Consider the following 19,147-nt stretch of genomic DNA (forward strand, 5'->3'; position numbering starts at 1 on the left):
CCCGCTACGGATTACTTCTTCCCCGTGAGAAAAAGCACTTACTTAGTTATTGGCCGACTCGAAGTCGCGCAGGATCTGGTTGCCGCGGCGTGCCGCATCGTCCAGCGCCTGTTGGCCACTTTTAGAGCCTGCCAGCACCGCCTGGAACTCCTCGTCCAGCACCATGCGCACCTGCGGGTAGTTGCCAAAGCGCAGGCCCTTGGAGTTCTCGGTGGGCTCGTTCAGGTTGATCTGCTCGATGGCGATATCCGCCCCCGGGTTGTCGTCGTAGTAACCCTGCTCTTGGCTCAGCTCGAACGCTGCAGTGGTAATCGGAAGGTACCCGGTCTCCTGATGCCACTCGGCCTGAACCTCCGGCAGCGATAGGTACTCGAGGAACTCCGCCACGCCGGTGTACTCCTCGTCTTCATGGCCGGAAAGCACCCACAGCGTCGCGCCACCGATGATCGAGTTCTGCGGCGCACCCTCGACGTCGTCATAAAAAGGCAGCATGCCGAAACCGACCTCGAAGTCGGAGTTGGCCAGCACGTCGGCGCGCGAGGCCGAGGAATTCATGTACATCGCACAGTCGCCGGCGTAGAACGAGGGCGCCGCGTCCGGGCCGTTGGCGGGGCCCGCGTAGCTATATACGCCGCTATCACTCCACTCTTTTAGCTGATCCCAGAAGCGCGCCTGCACCTCACCGTTGAAGGTGAACTCGGTGTCGAGCCCGCCAAAGCCGTTCTCCAGCGTGCCGATTGGCTGGTTGTGCAGCGCCGAGAAGTTCTCAAGGCCAATCCAGTTGGCCGCGTAGGCCATGGTGAAACCACACGACGCCGCGCCTTCGTCGACGATGTGTTGGCCCATCTCACCCATTTCGGCCCAGGTGGTGGGCGGGGAATCGGGGTCGAGCCCGGCGGCCTCGAAGGCGTCCTTGTTGTAGTAGAGAATCGGCGTGGAGGAGTTGAACGGCATCGACAGCATGTTGCCGTCGGTGTCGGTGTAGTAGCCGGTCACGACGGGCAGGTAGTCGGTCGCATCGAAGTCGTTACCGTGCTCTTCCATCAGCTCGAAAACCGGATAGATGGCGCCGCGGGCTGCCATCATGGTGCCGGTGCCTACCTCGTAGATCTGCACCAAGTGCGGCTGCTCGCCCGCGCGGAAGGCGGCGATGGTGTTGACCATGGTCTGCTCGTACTCGCCACGGTAGGAGGGCACCACGCGGTACTCGTCTTGGGTGGCGTTGAACGCCTCGGCTAAGCCGTTCAAACGCTCGCCGAGCTCGCCGCCCATGGAGTGCCACCAGCTGATCTCGGTCGCAGCCTGGGCGGAAACGCCAAAAGTGGCCGCCGCGATACCGACGGATAACGCGCGTAAGGTGAAACGAGTCATAGCAAAACTCCTTGTCGTCCTGGCAGCCGCCAGGTGGCACAGTGCGTTTGTTGAGGTTCTTGGGTGCACTGAACAGTAGTGAGTGTAGATGACATTTTGATGAACTTTAGGGCATTGGTAAATAAAATCTACATAAAGTAAAATGAGAGTATGTATCTAACGTTATCGCCGATGAATTTATTATCGTCGGATTTTAATGATTGGTTTAATTTTCAATGATCTTTTATTAATTGCTTTACCCATACAATAAAGCTTTGTACTTTATGTCTTTCTAGATGGTTTTTTGGGCATACAATCCAAAGTGAAGACTGATGAATTTCCGGGCTGTTTCTAATAGGGCATACTAAGGTTCCTTCAGCTATTTCTTTCGCTGCTATAACATGGCTCTCTAATGCTATTCCACCACAGTTTACAGCTGTTTCTATAGACATGTATGCTCTATCGAAAAGTGTTCTTTTAAAAGGTTTTTCTATACTTGTTTTAGTAAATTCAAACCAGTGGTTCCATTGCGTTATGTTCTTAATAGAATATATTAACGGGTAGTTTTTTATATCATTTATGGATAGAGAGCTTTTTTTAGCTAGTTTCGGAGAGCAAAGTGGAAGCATTTTTTCAACGATGAGCTTTTCTGAATAGACACCTGGCCAATATCCCTCTCCATGACGAATTTCAATATCTATTTTTTCTCTAGAATAGTCAGGAAGTTCGTTGGTTGCATTGATACGAAGCTCTATGTTTGGGTAAGACTCTAAGAAATCATTTAATCTCGGAATGACACATTTAGTGGCGAAGCTTGGCGATATCCTAACATTTAGTGTTGATATAGAGTTATGGCCACGTAATTGCTCTGTTGCCAATTCAATTTTATCAACTTCATCGTATATCATATCAAAATAACGTGCTCCAGCTTCAGTGAGCACAATGCTTCGACCTTCTCGATTAAAAAGTTTAACACCGACGTGATTTTCAAGTATCTGAATTTGCTGGCTTATTGCAGATGGAGTTACTCCAACTGCTTGGGAGGCTTGAATCATACTGCCGGTCCTAGCTGTAGCATGAAACGCTATAATTGCTCTAAAGGGAAGTGTCATCGTTAAGATTTCCTAATGAAAACATCATAAAAATTAAATTGTACTTCACTTTTGCTCTGGCTAAGCTAGCTTCCGATGTATAAGTCATTTACTTGTTTTTATCTACTTTAGTATATGAAGCTAGATAGAGAACTACGTAGATTGACCCCGCATTCTCTGCTCATAATAACAAACAGGCAAAAGCATATCAGGAGCCACAGCTATGAAATCTTTAATAATTCCAATTGCCGTTGCGATTTCTGCCACGTTGGTAACCACCGCTGAAGCAAGAGAGTTACGGCTTGGCCATAGTTCAAGTGAGAGCAATCCCCGCCATGAGGCCGCGCTTTATTTTGCTAATCGCGTTGAAGAATTATCCGGTGGTGATATGACGGTGTCGGTTAGTAGTAATGCTCAGCTGGGGGACGATGTTGAAATGATAACGGGTCTTCGCTTAGGCACTATCGACCTTTCCATAAGTAGTCAAGGCGCTATGTCAAGCATTGTTGAAGAGACTACTCTCATCGGTTTACCATTCCTCTTTAATGACGCTCCCGCCGCATGGGAAGTGCTTGATGGTGATTTTGGCGATACGCTCAAAGAAAAAATGGCTGATAATGGCGCTGTCGTTCTGGGTTTTTGGGACAACGGTATCCGTTTAATATCCAATAACGTTAGACCCGTGGTCGAACCCTCAGATATGAGGGGCTTAAAAATCCGTATTCCACAAGATCCCATGGCGACAGATATTTTCTCTGTACTTGGAGCAAATCCTGTCCCGATTCCCTTCGCCGAAACGTATGTGGCCCTCCAACAAGGAGTGGCTGACGGTCAAGAGAATCCTGCCGTCAATATCTACTCTCAGAAGTTTCATGAAGTGCAGGATTACCTGTCGCTCTCTCACCATAAATACGAGTTTTTACCGCTACTTGCTAGCCAGGTGGCGTGGAGTTCGTTGACTCCAGAGCAGCAGGATATCCTTCTTCAAGCGGGTCAAGAATCTACCGAGTTCCAGCGTAATAACGCGTATCAAGCTAATCAGGATAGGCTTGCGGAAATTGAAGCGTCGGGCACCCAGGTAACTGAAATTAATACCGAGGCATTCCAGGAAGCCGTGACCCCTGTCTACGATAAATGGCGCGAAAAGTATCCAGAGCTTGTTGACCAGCTAGTGACAGCAGCCAAAGAAGCCGGTGAGTAATATGCCAGCTAACAACGCCACTCAGCGGGAGTTCTCTCCCGCCTTGGCCCTAGCCAAGCGAATCGATCAAGGTATTCTTCTCTTCTCTCAAGGCTTGGGCCTCATAGTCATCGTAGTGCTTTTCCTCGCAGTCTTCGCAGGGGTTCTATTACGCTATGTAAGTGAGCAAGGTGCCGCTTGGGTTAACGAGTTGCCCTATCTTCTCTTCCCTTGGTTGTGTGCCAGTGGCATCGTCATAGCTGCTCAGATGGGCGCGCATATCCTGGTAGAATTTTTGCTTCACCTACTGCCACGGCGAGGCGCGCGCGCGCTCATTATTATCACTCAAATAATGACAGTCGGCCTTTTCTCTTACTTGACTTGGCAAGGGCTAGTGATTGTTGAAATGACGTCCATCCAACGCTACCCGTCTCTTGGTCTGCCTACTTCTTATGGCTACAGCGCCTTGGTAGTCACGTGTTTTCTACTCGCGCTGACTGCTTTTACCACTCTCATACTTGCCTTTTATAGCCAGCACGCTCCCGAAAAACTTCGCAAGTCAGAGACTGCTTCGGAGGAAATACAATGACATTAATCATGCTCATTGGCTTCGCCATACTGATGGTCATTGGCTTACCGATTGGTTATGCACTCATCCTCAGCGCAACTATAGCACTGGTTGGGGTGGGCGACATGCCAGGTACCGTCATTCTACTCAAGGTGTTTCAACCACTGCAGAATTCGGTACTCATCGCCATTCCTTTTTTTATTCTTTCAGGAGCGCTAATGATGAATGGCTCTCTTGGAAAGCAGCTAATAGGTTTCGCTACGCGGCTAGTAGGACGCTTTAGAGGAGGACTTGGACAAGTCAACGTTGCCGGTTCGGCTCTGTTCGGAGGCGTCTCAGGCTCTGCAGTAGCTGATGCTTCGGCAATAGGCGGTATGCTCCTCCCCTGGATGACACGAGAAGGGTATCCGCCGTCACTTTCGGCGGCTATTACCGCATCCTCTTCCATTATATCGGTCCTGATTCCACCTTCCATACCACTGATTCTCTACGCCACTGTATCCAATCAGTCGGTGGCTGACCTCTTTATGGCAGGCATCATTCCAGGGATTTTACTAGTAGTGGGATTATCAATGGTTTGTTGGTTAATGGGCTATCTTCGTGACCTTCCATTGTTTAGTAATAGCCCTGATGCTCCATCCATTGGTCGGGCACTATTGACTGCAGCCCCAGCCATCTCGCTTCCTTTATTAATCGTTGTTCTACTGCGTATGGGGATCGCTACACCTACAGAAGTCAGCGTGCTCGCTGTGGGATACGCTCTGATGCTCCGCACTGTTATCTATCGTGACCTGACGATGAAGTCCTTAGTCGTCAACCTGCTCGCAACTTTAGTCACTACAGGCGTGGTGATGATCGTCATCTCCGCTTCAAACCTGGTGGGTTATGTCTTGGCATTTGAGAACATACCTAATCGCGTTTCAGAGTGGGCTTTGACGGTTTTCTCAGACCCTTGGCAGATCATTTTGATGATGAATCTGGCGATGCTTGTCGTCGGCATGTTTATTGACTTATCCGCCGCCATCTTACTTATGGCACCACTGTTCGTTGCCATGGCGAATGCCATAGGACTGAATCTTACCCAGCTCGGTGTAATGATGACGATCAATCTCGCCATCGGCTTATTTACCCCGCCTGTAGGCACCACTTTATTTATTTCTTCGGCGATTGCCAAAGTTAACGTCGGCGCTGTTGCGCGCGAAATGTGGCCTTTTTATCTCGTTGCTACCGCCGTGCTTCTTTTGGTGGCCTTCTTCCCTCCAATCACAACGTTTTAAGAGAGAATAATTATGAACCTCTACTCCAAACTTCAGCAGTTATCTTCCGATGACAAGCCTATCCGTGTGGGTCTTATCGGCTCTGGAAAATTTGGCTCAATGTTTCTTTCTCAAGTGAGGCATATTCCCGGTATGCACCTCTTGGGTATTGCCGACCTTGACCGAAACCGAGCCATGGCTGCTCTTGATAATACCGGCTGGGATACGGCAATAAGAACCACTAACTCCTTGGATGATGCCTATAAATCTGGAAAAACATGCCTCACTGAGGATTCCGAGGCGCTGATTCGTTACCAGCAACTAGATGTGGTGATTGATGCTACCGGGAACCCTGCGGCGGGCATTCGTCATGCCTTGCTTGCCGCTGAAAACGGCAAGCACATCGTGATGGTAAACGTCGAAGCCGACGTACTGGCGGGTGCCTATCTGGTAGAGCAGTTTAGGCATGCAGGCTTAGTCTACTCTATGGCTTATGGTGATCAGCCTGCTCTCGTTTGCGAGATGATCGATTGGGCTCGAACGTGTGGCTTCCGTGTGGTAGCGGCCGGTAAAGGAACCAAATACCTTCCCGGCTATGCCTCATCAACTCCGGACACGGTGTGGGAGCACTATGGTCTATCTCCGGAAGAAGCAGCCCAGGGTGGTATGAACCCACAGATGTTTAACTCATTTCTCGATGGTACCAAGTCTTCCATTGAGATGGCCGCTATTTCTAACGCTTCAGGACTTATTGCCCCAAAAGATGGGCTAAGTTTTCCGCCCGTTGGTGTTCATGACCTCCCCCAGATACTAAAACCAACATCCCAAGGTGGAATCCTGGAGCAAGCCGGGATGGTAGAGGTCGTTTCCAGTCAAGAGCGCGACGGCCGTCACGTATTTGGTGATTTACGCTGGGGTGTCTATATCACGTTTGAAGCTATGGAGGATGATGGCCGGGGAGCAGAGTATGTACGCCGTTGCTTCCGAGAATACCAGGTAATGACTGATTCAACAGGACGCTACGCCACGTTATTCCGGCCTTCACACCTTATTGGATTGGAACTTGGCGTAAGTGTCGCTAACGCCGTTATTCGTGGTGAGCCTACGGGCACACCTTCGGGACTGAGTTCCGATGTAGTAGCAGTGGCCAAGAAAGATCTTTCGCCTGGAGAAAAGCTTGACGGAGAAGGTGGATACACCGTTTGGGGGCGTATTGCTCGTGCGGAAGATTCTTTAGCCATGGGTGGGCTACCTATCGGCTTGGCTCATGGAATGTCACTTAAGCGTGGTGTACCCAAAGGACAAGTTGTTACATGGGCAGATGTAAATGTTACGGACTCGCAAGCAGTAAAAGTTCGTCGCGAAATGGAAGCCATGTTTCGAAAATAATCTTACATAACGTTGCAACGTATAAGAGGGGGGGAGCTCCCTCTTATACATGAGAGGAATTTCATGATTTATGTTGTCGCCACGTCTATTGCCAAAGAAGGATTCGAGGATCTTTACCGAGAATCTCTTATATCGCTAGTTACGCCAACAAGAAAAGAAAAAGGCTGCCTGCTCTACGATCTACATCAAGACAAGGAAAACGCGTCGCATTTCATATTTTACGAGATATGGGATAACCAAAGCTCGCTTGATAAGCATTCTATATCTGAGCACCTATCATCTCATCAAGAACGTACAAAAGAGTGGCTGGTTTCAAGCGACGTTTATGTTCTTGATCGCATCGCTTGAATGCCAATTACTTATAGCGCATCCAACGCAAACAAGTTGACTGCTTAATACATGGCTTATGAACAATTTTTTTAAAAAAGATATTTAATTAGCGGCTTAATGTTTAGCCATCGAAACATGCTGTTCCAAACATGTATTTATCATAGGCTCGCCGGCAGAATGCTGCCTGAGGCCGCTGACGACAACGGAAGAAAGTGAGTATGGCTATCACGCTAGGCGCCATCGCAGACGATTTCACAGGAGCTACCGATCTTGCCAATAATCTGGTACGCGGTGGAATGCGCTGCCTACAAGTCATTGGTGTTCCAAAAGAAGACATTAATCTCAACGAGATTGATGCTGTGGTAATAGCGTTAAAAACTCGCTCTTGTACAGTCAATGAAGCTATCGCCGACTCACTGCAAGCTGCAGCATGGCTTCGTGCTCAAGGGGCCAAACAACTATTTTTTAAGTATTGCTCTACCTTTGACTCTACTGACAAGGGAAATATAGGACCAGTCGCGGATGCCTTGTTAGATGAACTGAAAGCGTCTCAAACGGTAATGGTACCTGCTTTTCCAATAAATGGGCGAACAGTTTACCAAGGACATTTATTTGTAGGCGACCGCTTACTTAACGATAGTGGAATGCAACATCATCCACTAACACCTATGAAGGATGCGGATTTGGTGCGTGTTCTATCACATCAAACACCACACAAAGTTGGTTTAACGAACCACACTGTTCTTGCTCTAGGGGCTGAAGCGACCCGCGCCCACCTAGCGTCGCTAGAAGAACAAAGCGTTCGCCATGTGGTTTGTGACACTCTTGATGAACACAATCTGGATATATTAGCAGAAGCAACCGTGCAATTTCCCTTGGTCACTGGCGGTTCAGGGTTGGGTCAAGCATTACCTGCCCAGTATCGCAATCAAGGCTGGTTAGACTCAATCAATGAACCGGGCCGACTACAGCCTGCTTCAGGATCTGCATTGATTCTATCTGGCAGTTGTTCTCGCGCCACGTTAGCGCAAGTAGCAAACTTTTTAGAGCGTTATCCTGATAGCGGCTTCGCACTAGACCCCTTATCGCTTGCCAAGGATGATAAACAATGGAAGCAGGCGCTCGCTTTTGCATTGGAAAATGTATCACGTAATGCTCCTACACTGATTTATGCGTCGGCCGAACCTGCGAATGTTGGTATCGCACAGAAAATCTTAGGAAGAGAGCGCGCTGGCGCATTAGTTGAAGAAGCGCTGAGCCAGCTGGCCATTGTTCTAGTAGATAAAGGTGTTGGTCGATTGGTGGTGGCCGGAGGAGAAACTTCAGGCGCCGTAACGTCAGCACTAGGTATTACCGCTTTACACATAGGAGAACAGATTGACCCCGGCGTGCCTTGGACCCAAACGGCATTGGAAAATAGTAAAGCCTATTTATCGCTCGCCTTAAAGTCAGGAAATTTCGGAGAAGTTAATTTTTTCACCAAGGCATTTGAGGTGCTACCTTGAGTATTCATCGACAGAATTGTCTACGAGAACAGATAAGCACTTTAGGCCAATCACTGTTTGACCGGGGCCTCACTATGGGCTCTAGCGGAAATATCAGCGTACGCTTGGAGGATGGTGGCTGGCTGATGACGCCCACTAACGCCTGTTTAGGGCGACTAGATCCCGCCAGGATATCTCACTTGGATAAAAACGGGCGCCTCCTTAGCGGCGATACACCTACCAAAGAACACTTTTTGCATATGGCCATGTACGACGAGCGCCCACAATCGGGCGCTATCGTGCATCTGCACTCTACGCACTCTGTTGCCGTTTCTTGCCTTCCAGAAGTTGATCATTGTGACTGTATTCCGTCACTTACTGCTTACTATGTTATGCGAGTAGGCAAACTACCACTCGTACCGTATCACATGCCTGGCGACCCAAAACTAGGCGATGCTGTGCGAAGCCTGGCAGGCAAGCATAGTGCAGTCTTATTGGCAAACCATGGTCCGGTAGTGGCGGGAAAAAATCTGGAAGCGGCGGTTTTCGCCACCGAAGAACTGGAAGAAACCGCCAAACTCTATTTGCTTTTGCGGGGTACAAATCCTCGCTTGCTAACCCCAGAGCAGATCGCTGAACTCGAAGCCAGGTTTCCGCGAGATTGATATATCGTCAACGAATTTATCTAGGAGCCCAAGATGCCCCGACTAGCCGCTAACCTCAGCATGCTATTCAACGAGCATGACTTTCTGGATCGTTTTGCTGCTGCCAGCGAAGCGGGCTTTAAAGGCGTTGAGTATCTATTCCCCTACGCTTATGCGCCCAAAATATTACGAGAAAAGCTAGATGATGCGGGCTTGGAGCAGGTGCTATTCAACTTACCCCCTGGCGATTGGGAAGTCGGTGAGCGCGGCTTGGCAAGCCTACCGGGACGTGAAGCCGAGTTTCGCGATTCCGTCATCGAAGCGCTACGTTATGCTGAGGCGCTCAATTGCCCACAGCTACACGCCATGGCTGGGCTATTATCAGAGAGCGCCAATAGCGAAGCGTATAAAGCTCACCAGGAAACGTATGTGAAAAACCTGCGATTTGCAGCAGCCGAGGCAGCTAAAATTGATTGCAAGGTGCTGATAGAGCCCATCAACATCCGAGACATGCCCAACTATTTCCTCTCCCATCAAGCTCACGCTATGGAAGTGCTAACAGCCGTTGGAGCCGACAACTTATATCTTCAATTCGATCTTTATCACTGCCAAATTATGGACGGTGACCTGACTCACCATATGGAACGACAGTTTTCATCTATCGGTCATGTCCAGATTGCAGGAGTGCCCAAACGTAATGAACCAGATGTTGGTGAAGTTAACTTCATATCGTTGTTAAAACGATTAAAAGAACTCGGTTACCAAGGGTGGGTCGGTTGTGAGTACAGGCCAGTTGGTGAGACTATTAAAGGTCTTGGTTGGATAAATAAGCTGAATATTGATTTTAATTGATTTTTTCTTGATCATTGCTTAATGCAGGAAGATAGCTGAATACTTACCTCTCTTTTATATAATTTTTTTAAAAGTGTGGTTAAATATTTTACATTTATAGCTAAAGGTAAATGCCAAAACCCTAGGTAATGCTGGCAATGTGTGCGTTGGATGGGAGATGATAGGTTTAAGCCATGCGTATAATCATCGAGATCCACTATGACAGAAGAAATTTCACTGCTTGCCAATCTCATTGCCTTCGATACCACCTCCCGTGGCTCCAACCTGGCACTGATCGATTTCGTTGAGAGCTATCTTGCCGACTACGGTGTCGCCTCCGAGCGGGTGATGAGCCCCTGCAACTCCAAAGCGAATTTGATCGCCCGTATCGGCCCCGAGGCGCCGGGTGGAGTGTTGCTCTCGGGCCACACCGACGTGGTGCCGGTCGATGGCCAACCCTGGTCCACCGATCCGTTCACGCTGGTGGATGGCAATGACGGACGCCTCTACGGGCGCGGTACCTGCGATATGAAAGGCTTTATCGCCTGCGCGCTGTCGCTGGTGCCCGAGTGGGTGAGGGCGCCCTTACAGCAGCCGATCTACTTTGGCTTCTCTTACGACGAAGAGGTCGGCTGCGTGGGGGCACCCGCGATGATCAAACACTTCTGCGAGCGCTACTCCACCACGGCGCAGATCATCGTTGGAGAGCCCACCAACATGCAGCCGGTGGTGGCGCAAAAGGGGGCGACCAACCTGCGTACCACGGTGACCGGGCGCGAGGCACACAGCAGTCAGGTCAACCAAGGCACCTCGGCGATTCACGTGGCCGCAAGGCTTGTGACCTTCATCGAGGACACCATGACAGCTCTTGTGGAAGAAGGCCGAGTGGACGAAGCCTTCAACGTGCCCCATACCAGCCTTCACGTGGGCAAGATCCAGGGTGGCACGGCGATCAACATCATGGCGCGAGAGTGCACCTTCGAGTGGGAGATTCGCCACCTGCCCACTGAAACCTTCGACGATGTCTTCGCCCGCGTGGCTGCCTACAGCGACACCCTGACGCAAGAGCTAAAGCGCCAGGGCAAAACGGTAGAGATCAAGACCGAACCCTTGAGCCTCACCGTGCCGGGCCTGGCCGATCGCGATAACGACCGCGTTCTGGCGCTTGCCAAGGCGCACCTTCCCGAACCCTGCTGTAACCACGCCGTGGCTTACGCCACCGAAGCGGGGCAGTTCCAGGGCCAGGGCCTGCAAACGATCATCCTGGGCCCCGGCAGCATCGCCCAGGCCCACCAGCCCGACGAGTACATCGAGAAGAGCGAAATCGAAGCCTGCGTGGCGTTCATGACGCGCATGGCACGCGATCTGGAAGCCCCCTTCAAGGGGTAAAAAAAACGACAACACCCGCCGCAGCGGGTGTTTCGATACATCGAGTAAGCGCGTGATCTAACGCAGGTGATCTAGGGCGAGGGGTGCTGCTCGTAGAGCTCGGATTTGGCGTCGCGCAGCACGTCTTCGCAGGCCTGCTGGTGCGCCAGCTGAGTCAGCAATTGCTGGGTAACCTCGAACCCCTTGCCCAGGCAAGTATCCACCTCATCGCGGCTGACGCTAGGAGAGACGCGACAGTCGATCGTGAGGGTACGTCCGCCGCCTTCGAGGCGGTCGGCCATCGCGCGTAATCGCCACGCGATCCGCTCTTTCCAGGTGGCTGAGTTATCGGCACCTTCATTGACGCTAAACGTGCACTGCCATTCCGGTTTATAGACCTTCATGTGAACCTCCGCGCGGTTTTGGAAAGAGAGATGGATAGTGGTGCATACTCCGTGTGGTGTTAAAGGCGCTCGACGACCTTGGTCTACTAACGTCATCGCGGCTCAGGTCGATACTAGCAGGGTCGTGCGCTGCTGTTCATCTCTTTCGTTGCGAGGTAGCCACGCTGACCATGAATGCCCACTGTGCCACGCGTTGCCCCTGCGGCAGCGGCAGGCGCCTTTCCGACTGCTGCGGGCCACTGCTCGACGGCACGCACCTTGCAACAACGCCCGAGGCGCTGATGCGTTCGCGCTACACCGCCTTCGTAGGCGATGCGCTCGACTATCTAAAAGCCACCTGGCATGTCACCACCCGCCCGCTGACGCTTGCGCCGGACCCCGTTACCCAGTGGAAGGCGCTGGAGATCGTCGATGCCCCTGCACCCACGGATGACGAGGGGCACGTGCATTTTCGCGCCTACTTCAAGGAGGGCGAGCGCTGGCAGGTGCTGGAGGAGAACTCGCGCTTCGTGTGCGAGGCCGGGCGTTGGTGGTACGTCGACGGTGACCCGCGTCTACACCGCCTGAAGCCGGGGCGTAACGACCCCTGCCCCTGCGGCAGCGGACGCAAGCTGAAACGCTGCTGCTAAAAAGGCCAGACGACGAGAGGCCTTTATCTTCCAACCGCTTGCTTTGAGCCCTAAGCGATAATTAAAGTTAAGCAAAACGAGCCGAAGAGGGCGGGGAATGCGAGCAAAACCGCGTTCGAGGCGAGGATCGAGACGGCGAAAAGTGCCGCACCTGTGGGCGCTGCTGCTATGGCTCTTGGCGCTGCCTGCGCTGGCGAATTTTCCTGACGAGGAGGTGACGCTGGTCATTCCCTTTGGGCCAGGGGGCGCCTCTGACGTGCTGCTGCGCGAGATCGCTCAGGCTGTCGAAGCTCATCTGGGCCAGCCGTTGCTACCGCTCAATTTGGCCGGTGGGAGTGGTACGCGCGGCTCACAGTACGTCAAGGATGCCGCGCCGGATGGCTATACGCTGCTCGGCAGCCATCAAACCCTCGATCTTGCCTACCTCACCGGGGCTTCGGCCTACTCCCACGCAGATTTCGAACCCGTGGCCTTGCTCGCCCACACCATCAACGTACCCGCCACCTACCGGCGCCAGAACGCGCACGATGCCAGTGAGATTGCCGCCTTGGTCGCTGAGTCGCCCGAGCCGCTGGCGTTCGGTATCATCGCCCGCTCTACCGATCATCTCTTCTGGTCGGCGTTCTTCGACCGTACGGGGATCGACCCTGAGGCCGTGCGCTGGGTACATTTTCCCGACACTAGCGCTCAGGTAGAGGCACTGGTGGGGGAGGAGATCGACTTTGCCATGCTCAACCTGCCTTCGGCGCACGCGTTGTTCGAGCGTGGGGTATTACGCCCGCTGGGCGTGGCGGCCGAGCAGCGCCTAAGCGCTCTGCCTCGGGTGGCAACGCTGCGTGAGCAGGGGATCGATCTCGTCCACACCAGCGACCGGGGAATCTTTGCGCCTCTAGGCACGCCCGCCGAGCACATTGCTGTCCTGGCCGATGCGTTTCGTCAGGCGCTGGAGGACCCCGAACTGCGCTTTCGTCTACTGTACGCCTACGGCTCGGTGGTCGATTATCGCGCCGACGATGCCTTTCGTGACTATTTGGACGATCAGTTGCAGCGGCTGGCCCCCGAGGCGGAACGTATCCGCCTTGGGCGCTAGACCGTCATGCCGTAAGGAGAGTGAATGGAGCGGTATGCACTGAAAACGCGCGAATTGGCTCTGGAAACACTGCTGTTGATGGTTTCGACCATGCTGTTGTGTTTAGGCCTTGTCGGTCTGGGTACCGGGTTTTTCATGGTCGATTCGCCGTTTTTCGCCACCTTGGTGCCGGATGCCGCTCTGGGCACTCTGCTAGCGGGCGTTGGCCTAATCGCCGCGCTTCAGGGCGAAAAACGCACGCGATGGGGCTGCGCTGCCTTACTGATCGTTTTGGCGTTCTATAGCCTGGGGCACTATGCCCTTGGCGGTGGTGGCGGGCACTCCTGGCTCAGCGGCAGCCTGCGCATGTCCGTTTGGTCGGCGGGTGCATTCTTGCTTGTGGGTGGGTGCGTAGCCGTCGGCTTGCACGGCCGGCCTAGCCGCTGGCTGTGGCGCGCAACGGCGCTTTGCCTATGGGGGTTGGCATTCGCCATTGGCATGCGGCTGGGGCGCGATGCCTCGGTGGGCGCGCTCTCTTCGTCGACGCCGGTATCGGCGATGGTACTCTGGGGGCTGCTGGGTGCCGCTTTGTTTGCCGCGACGGCTCGGCATACCCGCGAGCGGCTCTATCCTGGGCGCGAAACCTTTATTGCCTCGCTGTGCGGCGTCGCGATCAGCTGCTTCATCTGGCTGATCCTGAGCTATCACCAGCAGCTTTCCGTGAAACAACAGGCCAGCTACTTGCTCGACAGCGTCCAGCTCAACGCCGAGCAGGCGATGCAGACGCGCCTGAACCTCATGCATCGGATGGCCGAGCGTCTCGATGTGCAAGGCACTGCCTGGGACTTTGCCCCCTTGGAGCGTGACGCCGCCAACTACCTGCGTGACACGCCAAGCCTTGGCACCATTGCGCTGGTCGATGCCGATACGCTGACCTGGCGCTGGTTCCAGGCGCGCACCAGCGACCATCAGGCTTGGCTGCGCCGTCAGCTCGACGATGAGGCCACGCGGTCCTGGCTTCGGGTGCCGCTCGACCGACCGCGCCTGCTAATGGCCGATAGCGCCCAGCCCGCCATGGTGCTGCTGGCGACGCCGGTCGAACGCGCGGGACTTTATCTGCTCGCCAATTTCGATTTGGCCATCATGCTGCAAAACGAGCTGCGTCTGGCCTTGGGTCCTTTTCAGGTAGGCGTTGGACGTCATCAGTCGCTGCTGTTGATGCTCCATCCAACCGGGTTTCCCACCAATGCGCCTGATGAGCACCGTGCGCTAGTAACGCGCTACCTGGGGCTTCCGGGTGGCATCAACTTGGTGCTTCACGTCTATCCCGGCGTTCACTACCCCTGGTACCAGTTGAGCCTGATGCCGGTGTTGGTGTCGTTGGGTGCGCTGCTGCTCAGCGGCTTTCTCGCCTTTGGCCTTGGGGTGGCTGGGATCAGCGTGGCGCGCACGCGGGAGCTTGCGCGTGCGCGCCAGCGGCTCGAGGATCAGCAGGTGATCCAACGCGCCATCGCCCAAGAGCAGCCGCTCGACACCATTCTCGAAGAGGTCTGCAAAATGCTCGAGCGCGAGCTGCCTGGCGCGCTGTGTTCGGTGATGCAGGTCGACGAGACCCGGAGCTATCTCGAGTTTGCGGCGGGTAAGCGCCTACCGGGGCTCTACCGTAGCGCCATTCAGCGTATTCTCATCAGCGCTGGTAACGGCGCCTGCGGCAGCGCGGCGCATCGGCAAGCGCGTGTCGTGTGCCCCAATATTGCCGAAGACGAGCGTTGGCGCGGTTTTCGAGGTGTGGCTAAGGAGGCGGGGCTTGCAGCCTGCTGGTCGAGCCCCGTGTTTATAGGTGATGGCCAACTAGTCGGCACCATCGCGATCTACCATCCCCGGCCAACTGCCCCCGAAAGCAGCGACTTGGATGCCATCGACAAGGCCGCTGGGCTCGTGGCGCTGGCCATCGAGCGTTTTGAGGTGCGGCGTTCGCTGAAAAATAGCGAGCAGCGCTACCGTTCGCTGTTCACCCATCACCCCGATGCGGTCTTCACTCTGGATGGCGCGGGGCACTTCGTCACCCTCAATGCGACCTGCGCGGAGCTTCTTGGGCATGAGGCCGAGGCGCTCCTTGGCGAGCCCCTTACCCAGTTCATTGGGGCCGACGACGCTACGCGCATTGAGGCCTACATTGCGACCACCCTAGAAGGGCAGATCAACCGCTACGAGCTCACGCTCGAAAAGCGCGACGAGCGCAAGCGCATTCTCGCTGTCGTGCATATTCCGATGGTCGTCAATGGCGTGGTCGAGGGGGTGCACGGTATTGCTCAGGACGTCACCGCCGCGCGCGAGCAGCAGTTGCTACTGGCCTACCACGCCTCCCACGATGCGCTAACGCGCCTGCCCAACCGCACCCTCTTCGAAGAAGCGCTGGTGGCCAGCTGCGTCGAGGCCCAGCGTCAAGGGCGTCAGGTGGCGGTGCTGTTCGTTGACCTTGATGACTTCAAACCGATCAACGATAACCTGGGGCACAATGTGGGCGACCAGGTGCTGGTAGAAGTCGCCAGGCGCCTAAGTGCCGCCGTCGAAGCCAAGGATACCGTGGCGCGCTTAGGGGGTGACGAGTTCGTCGTGCTGCAAAGTGCGATCACCGCGCCCAGCGAGGTGGTGACCCTGGTCGAGCGGCTGTTACCGATTCTGGCCCGGCCCTACCGCCTCGAGGGCCAGGAGCTTCGCCTCACGGCGAGCATCGGTATCGCCATGAGTCAGGCCGAAACGCTACAGCCGCAAACGTTGATCCAGCAGGCCGATATGGCGATGTACAAGGCCAAACAGCAGGGGCGCAATGCCTACGAGTGGTTTGCGCACGCCTTCACTGACACCATGAGCGAGCGCATGGTGCTGCGTAACGACCTGCAAGAGGCAATCGATTGCGAACAGCTCTCGCTGCACTACCAGCCGCTCATCGGCCGCGACGGAGCGCTGGTCGGCGTGGAGGCTCTGCTGCGCTGGGAGCATCCCGTGAAGGGGGCGATCTCGCCCAGCCGCTTCATTCCCCTGGCCGAGACCACCGGGCAGATCATTCCCATCAGCGAGTGGGTACTCAAACGCGCCTGTCTCGACATGAAAATCCTGGCGCAGAAGGGGCGGGGGCCCGTGCGCGTTGCGGTCAATCTCTCGCCGCTGCAGTTTCAGCGCGCGAGTTTTCTTGCCACCCTGCGTGAGACGCTGGCGAGCACGGGCCTGCCCCCGGAGCAGCTGCGCCTGGAGCTTACCGAGGGTATCTTGATGGACGATACCAAGAGTGCCATCGATATTCTTCACGCCCTGCGCGGTATGCAAATCGGCGTCGCCATCGATGACTTCGGCACCGGCTATTCGAGCCTGAGCTACTTGAAACACCTGCCAATCACCACGGTGAAGATCGACCGCAGCTTCATTCAGGAGCTACCGCACAGCGCCGACGATACCGCCATCGTTCAGGGCATCATCTCCATGGCGCATCACTTGGGTTTGAACGTCGTCGCCGAAGGCGTCGAAACCGACGAGCAGTATCAGCGTCTATTGGCCTACGGCTGCGATGCGTTTCAGGGGTTTGGTTTGGCGCGGCCCATGCCGCTTGGCGCACTCGATGTCTTCATTGCCCGCCTGGCATCCCAAGCGCTAACCTGAAACGTCACCGTGTAAGAGAAGTACGTGAGAATAGTAGGTGAGAAAATACGTGAGAAAAACCGCCATGCCCACGACCGCGCCTCGCCCCTGGTACGTCTATTTGCTGGCGTGTCGTCGTGGCACCTACGTAGGCATCACCAACGATCTGCTGCGCCGCTACCGCGCCCACTGCGCCGGCCGCGGGGCGCGCTACACTCGGGCCAATCCGCCCCAGGCGATATTGGGCGCACGAGCGTTTGCCGACCGCGCCGAAGCCAGTCGCATGGAGTACTGGCTCAAACGCCAGACGCCGGAAGATAAGCGTCGTTGGATCGCCGCTGCGCCGCTGCCGCCCGAGGTCGTTGCGGCCCTGGCGGCCACTGACGCCACCTCTTGATCGCCCCATTCTTCGAGGAATCCCCATGCGCATTTTCCATTCCGACGCCACCCGCCTGCGCCAGGTGCGCACCGAGCTGCACGATGGCGTGCTGGTGTCCCCTTTCGAGTGTCCCGAGCGGGTGTCACTGGTGCTCGATCATCTGCGCCGGGCCGAGGTCGGTGAGATCCACGCCCCGCGTGACTACGGGCTAGCGCCGGTGCTGGCGGTGCACGATCGTGATTACGTCGCCTTTCTCGAAAGCTGCTGGCGCGAGTGGCAGGCAGCCGGTCGCGAGGGCGAGGCGATTCCCAACATCTGGCCCGCGCGCACTCTGCGTGCCGATCGCATTCCAGAGACCGTGTGTGGCAAGCTCGGCTATTACGCCCTGGCGGCGGAGACCTCGATTGCCGAGGGCACCTTCGAGGCGGCGCTGGCAAGCAAGGACGTGGCACTGGGCGCGGTCGAATACACGCTGGAGAGCAATGAGCCGAGCTTTGGGCTGTGCCGCCCACCCGGCCACCACGCCGCCGTCGATCAGTTCGGCGGCTACTGCTTTTTCAACAACGCCGCTGTCGCCGCGCAGTACGCGCTGGATAAAGGGAGACGACGCGTCGCCATTCTCGACGTCGACTTCCATCACGGTAACGGCACCCAGCAGATCTTCTATGGCCGCGACGATGTGCTCTTCGTTTCGCTACACGGCGACCCCGCTGTCACCTTTCCTTACTACCTGGGCTACGCCGACGAAACCGGCGTGGGCGCTGGCGAAGGCTTCAACATCAACTATCCTATGCCCCCAGGTACGAACGTCGACACCTGGATGCAGACGCTCGATCAGGCGCTGCATGCCATCAAGCGCTACGGCGCGGAGCTAGTCATCGTCTCACTTGGCGTGGATATCTTCGAAGGCGACCCGATCAGCGCTTTCACCTTCCAAAGCGCAGACTTTATCACCCTGGGGCAGCGGCTGGCCGAGGCGGGCTTACCCACCACCTTCTTGATGGAGGGCGGCTACGCCGTCGATGAGATCGGCCTTAACGTGGTCAACGTGCTGAAAGGCTTTCAACAAAGCACGGCCGACGCAGCGCAGTAGATGACACTTGGCGTGATTTAGGGCAGGCTGACGCCTTTTAACGCATTCACAACCTAACAGGAGAGGGCGTGGCAGTTTACGGGGAGATACGGGCGCGGGAGCTGGATCGCTGGCTCAACGCCTTAATCAATGCCGCTTTCGACCGCCGCTGCCCACTGGCCAGCGTGCACGGTGGCACTGCCCGTGCGCGCACCGCTCGCCAAGACCTGCTTCATCTCGCCCAGGGCTATCGCAGCAACCGCGTCACCAGCGACGCTACGGCCGCAGCGCTTGGCCGCTGGTGCCGGGTCTACCTCAGCGAAGCCGAATGGTACGTATTGACGAGCCCCAAACCTACCGCGCCGCCCACTGCTGCTCATGATGACACCGACGCCGATGCGCTGACTTGGCTGCGCCAACACCGCGTTGGCTAAAGTGCCGATGACGCCGTCTTTTCGGCGCTATAC

General features: G+C 55.1%; 18 protein-coding genes. 15 read left to right on the forward strand and 3 right to left on the reverse strand.

Annotated elements, in window-relative coordinates:
• Positions 1-42: 42 nt before the first annotated feature.
• Entirely contained in the window at positions 43-1,371 is a 1,329-nt protein-coding gene (gene ugpB, locus LLY24_RS13810; protein ID WP_259036881.1) for a sn-glycerol-3-phosphate ABC transporter substrate-binding protein UgpB, read from the reverse strand.
• 212 nt (positions 1,372-1,583) lie between these two features.
• The gene (locus LLY24_RS13815) at positions 1,584-2,462 is read right to left on the reverse strand and encodes a LysR substrate-binding domain-containing protein (protein WP_259036882.1); all 879 of its coding nucleotides are present in this window, start codon (positions 2,460-2,462) and stop codon (positions 1,584-1,586) included.
• 202 nt (positions 2,463-2,664) lie between these two features.
• On the opposite strand from LLY24_RS13815, the gene LLY24_RS13820 reads away from it, so the two are divergent.
• From LLY24_RS13820 to argE, 9 genes are all read left to right on the forward strand, one after another.
• Positions 2,665-3,642, forward strand: a complete 978-nt coding sequence (locus LLY24_RS13820) for a TRAP transporter substrate-binding protein (protein ID WP_259036883.1) — start codon at positions 2,665-2,667, stop codon at positions 3,640-3,642.
• Position 3,643: 1 nt separating this feature from the next.
• Positions 3,644-4,210: a TRAP transporter small permease gene (locus LLY24_RS13825; protein ID WP_259036884.1), complete on the forward strand. Its 567-nt coding sequence runs from the start codon at positions 3,644-3,646 to the stop codon at positions 4,208-4,210.
• The gene (locus LLY24_RS13830; RefSeq protein ID WP_259036885.1) at positions 4,207-5,466 is read left to right on the forward strand and encodes a TRAP transporter large permease; all 1,260 of its coding nucleotides are present in this window, start codon (positions 4,207-4,209) and stop codon (positions 5,464-5,466) included. Before LLY24_RS13825 ends, LLY24_RS13830 begins: the two co-directional genes overlap by 4 nt.
• A 12-nt stretch (positions 5,467-5,478) precedes the next feature.
• On the forward strand, positions 5,479-6,834 hold the full coding sequence (locus tag LLY24_RS13835) for an NAD(P)H-dependent oxidoreductase (protein WP_259036886.1): 1,356 nt from the start codon (positions 5,479-5,481) through the stop codon (positions 6,832-6,834).
• A gap of 63 nt (positions 6,835-6,897) precedes the next feature.
• Positions 6,898-7,182 (forward strand): putative quinol monooxygenase, encoded by a 285-nt coding sequence (locus LLY24_RS13840; RefSeq protein WP_259036887.1) that lies wholly within the window; start codon positions 6,898-6,900, stop codon positions 7,180-7,182.
• 200 nt (positions 7,183-7,382) lie between these two features.
• Positions 7,383-8,669: a 3-oxo-tetronate kinase gene (otnK, locus tag LLY24_RS13845; RefSeq protein WP_259036888.1), complete on the forward strand. Its 1,287-nt coding sequence runs from the start codon at positions 7,383-7,385 to the stop codon at positions 8,667-8,669.
• The gene (gene otnC, locus LLY24_RS13850; protein ID WP_259036889.1) at positions 8,666-9,313 is read left to right on the forward strand and encodes a 3-oxo-tetronate 4-phosphate decarboxylase; all 648 of its coding nucleotides are present in this window, start codon (positions 8,666-8,668) and stop codon (positions 9,311-9,313) included. Before otnK ends, otnC begins: the two co-directional genes overlap by 4 nt.
• 33 nt (positions 9,314-9,346) lie before the next feature.
• The gene (gene otnI / locus LLY24_RS13855) at positions 9,347-10,144 is read left to right on the forward strand and encodes a 2-oxo-tetronate isomerase (protein WP_259036890.1); all 798 of its coding nucleotides are present in this window, start codon (positions 9,347-9,349) and stop codon (positions 10,142-10,144) included.
• Positions 10,145-10,342: 198 nt separating this feature from the next.
• Positions 10,343-11,512 carry an acetylornithine deacetylase gene (gene argE / locus LLY24_RS13860; RefSeq protein ID WP_259036891.1) on the forward strand — a complete coding sequence of 390 codons (1,170 nt, stop codon included), beginning with the start codon at positions 10,343-10,345 and terminating at the stop codon, positions 11,510-11,512.
• A gap of 71 nt (positions 11,513-11,583) precedes the next feature.
• Here argE and LLY24_RS13865 read toward each other — a convergent pair whose 3' ends face one another.
• Complete coding sequence (locus LLY24_RS13865) at positions 11,584-11,895, reverse strand: hypothetical protein (protein WP_259036892.1); 312 nt, start codon at positions 11,893-11,895, stop codon at positions 11,584-11,586.
• Between the two features lie 170 nt (positions 11,896-12,065).
• On the opposite strand from LLY24_RS13865, the gene LLY24_RS13870 reads away from it, so the two are divergent.
• The 6 genes from LLY24_RS13870 (at position 12,066) to LLY24_RS13895 (ending at position 19,114) form a co-directional block, all read left to right on the forward strand.
• Positions 12,066-12,524 (forward strand): YchJ family protein, encoded by a 459-nt coding sequence (locus LLY24_RS13870; RefSeq protein ID WP_259036893.1) that lies wholly within the window; start codon positions 12,066-12,068, stop codon positions 12,522-12,524.
• Positions 12,525-12,666: 142 nt separating this feature from the next.
• Positions 12,667-13,614: a tripartite tricarboxylate transporter substrate binding protein gene (locus LLY24_RS13875; RefSeq protein ID WP_259036894.1), complete on the forward strand. Its 948-nt coding sequence runs from the start codon at positions 12,667-12,669 to the stop codon at positions 13,612-13,614.
• A gap of 24 nt (positions 13,615-13,638) precedes the next feature.
• Entirely contained in the window at positions 13,639-17,250 is a 3,612-nt protein-coding gene (locus LLY24_RS13880; RefSeq protein ID WP_259036895.1) for a putative bifunctional diguanylate cyclase/phosphodiesterase, read from the forward strand.
• A gap of 64 nt (positions 17,251-17,314) precedes the next feature.
• Complete coding sequence (locus LLY24_RS13885; protein WP_259036896.1) at positions 17,315-17,626, forward strand: GIY-YIG nuclease family protein; 312 nt, start codon at positions 17,315-17,317, stop codon at positions 17,624-17,626.
• A gap of 25 nt (positions 17,627-17,651) precedes the next feature.
• Entirely contained in the window at positions 17,652-18,701 is a 1,050-nt protein-coding gene (locus LLY24_RS13890) for a histone deacetylase family protein (protein WP_259036897.1), read from the forward strand.
• A gap of 68 nt (positions 18,702-18,769) precedes the next feature.
• Complete coding sequence (locus tag LLY24_RS13895) at positions 18,770-19,114, forward strand: hypothetical protein (protein WP_259036898.1); 345 nt, start codon at positions 18,770-18,772, stop codon at positions 19,112-19,114.
• The last annotated feature ends 33 nt before the right edge of the window (positions 19,115-19,147 follow it).

This window comes from Halomonas dongshanensis, from assembly GCF_024790395.1.
In the GTDB taxonomy this organism is placed as follows: domain Bacteria; phylum Pseudomonadota; class Gammaproteobacteria; order Pseudomonadales; family Halomonadaceae; genus Vreelandella; species Vreelandella dongshanensis.

Bases quoted from the DNA above. Each gene is read 5' to 3' on its own strand.
- argE (WP_259036891.1), top strand. From the start codon at position 10,343: ATGACAGAAGAAATTTCACTGCTTGCCAATCTCATTGCCTTCGATACC.
- LLY24_RS13865 (WP_259036892.1), bottom strand. From the start codon at position 11,895: ATGAAGGTCTATAAACCGGAATGGCAGTGCACGTTTAGCGTCAATGAA.
- LLY24_RS13835 (WP_259036886.1), top strand. From the start codon at position 5,479: ATGAACCTCTACTCCAAACTTCAGCAGTTATCTTCCGATGACAAGCCT.
- LLY24_RS13880 (WP_259036895.1), top strand. From the start codon at position 13,639: ATGGAGCGGTATGCACTGAAAACGCGCGAATTGGCTCTGGAAACACTG.
- LLY24_RS13820 (WP_259036883.1), top strand. From the start codon at position 2,665: ATGAAATCTTTAATAATTCCAATTGCCGTTGCGATTTCTGCCACGTTG.
- ugpB (WP_259036881.1), bottom strand. From the start codon at position 1,371: ATGACTCGTTTCACCTTACGCGCGTTATCCGTCGGTATCGCGGCGGCC.
- LLY24_RS13840 (WP_259036887.1), top strand. From the start codon at position 6,898: ATGATTTATGTTGTCGCCACGTCTATTGCCAAAGAAGGATTCGAGGAT.
- otnK (WP_259036888.1), top strand. From the start codon at position 7,383: ATGGCTATCACGCTAGGCGCCATCGCAGACGATTTCACAGGAGCTACC.
- otnI (WP_259036890.1), top strand. From the start codon at position 9,347: ATGCCCCGACTAGCCGCTAACCTCAGCATGCTATTCAACGAGCATGAC.
- LLY24_RS13890 (WP_259036897.1), top strand. From the start codon at position 17,652: ATGCGCATTTTCCATTCCGACGCCACCCGCCTGCGCCAGGTGCGCACC.
- LLY24_RS13825 (WP_259036884.1), top strand. From the start codon at position 3,644: ATGCCAGCTAACAACGCCACTCAGCGGGAGTTCTCTCCCGCCTTGGCC.
- LLY24_RS13815 (WP_259036882.1), bottom strand. From the start codon at position 2,462: ATGACACTTCCCTTTAGAGCAATTATAGCGTTTCATGCTACAGCTAGG.
- LLY24_RS13885 (WP_259036896.1), top strand. From the start codon at position 17,315: ATGCCCACGACCGCGCCTCGCCCCTGGTACGTCTATTTGCTGGCGTGT.
- LLY24_RS13830 (WP_259036885.1), top strand. From the start codon at position 4,207: ATGACATTAATCATGCTCATTGGCTTCGCCATACTGATGGTCATTGGC.
- LLY24_RS13870 (WP_259036893.1), top strand. From the start codon at position 12,066: ATGAATGCCCACTGTGCCACGCGTTGCCCCTGCGGCAGCGGCAGGCGC.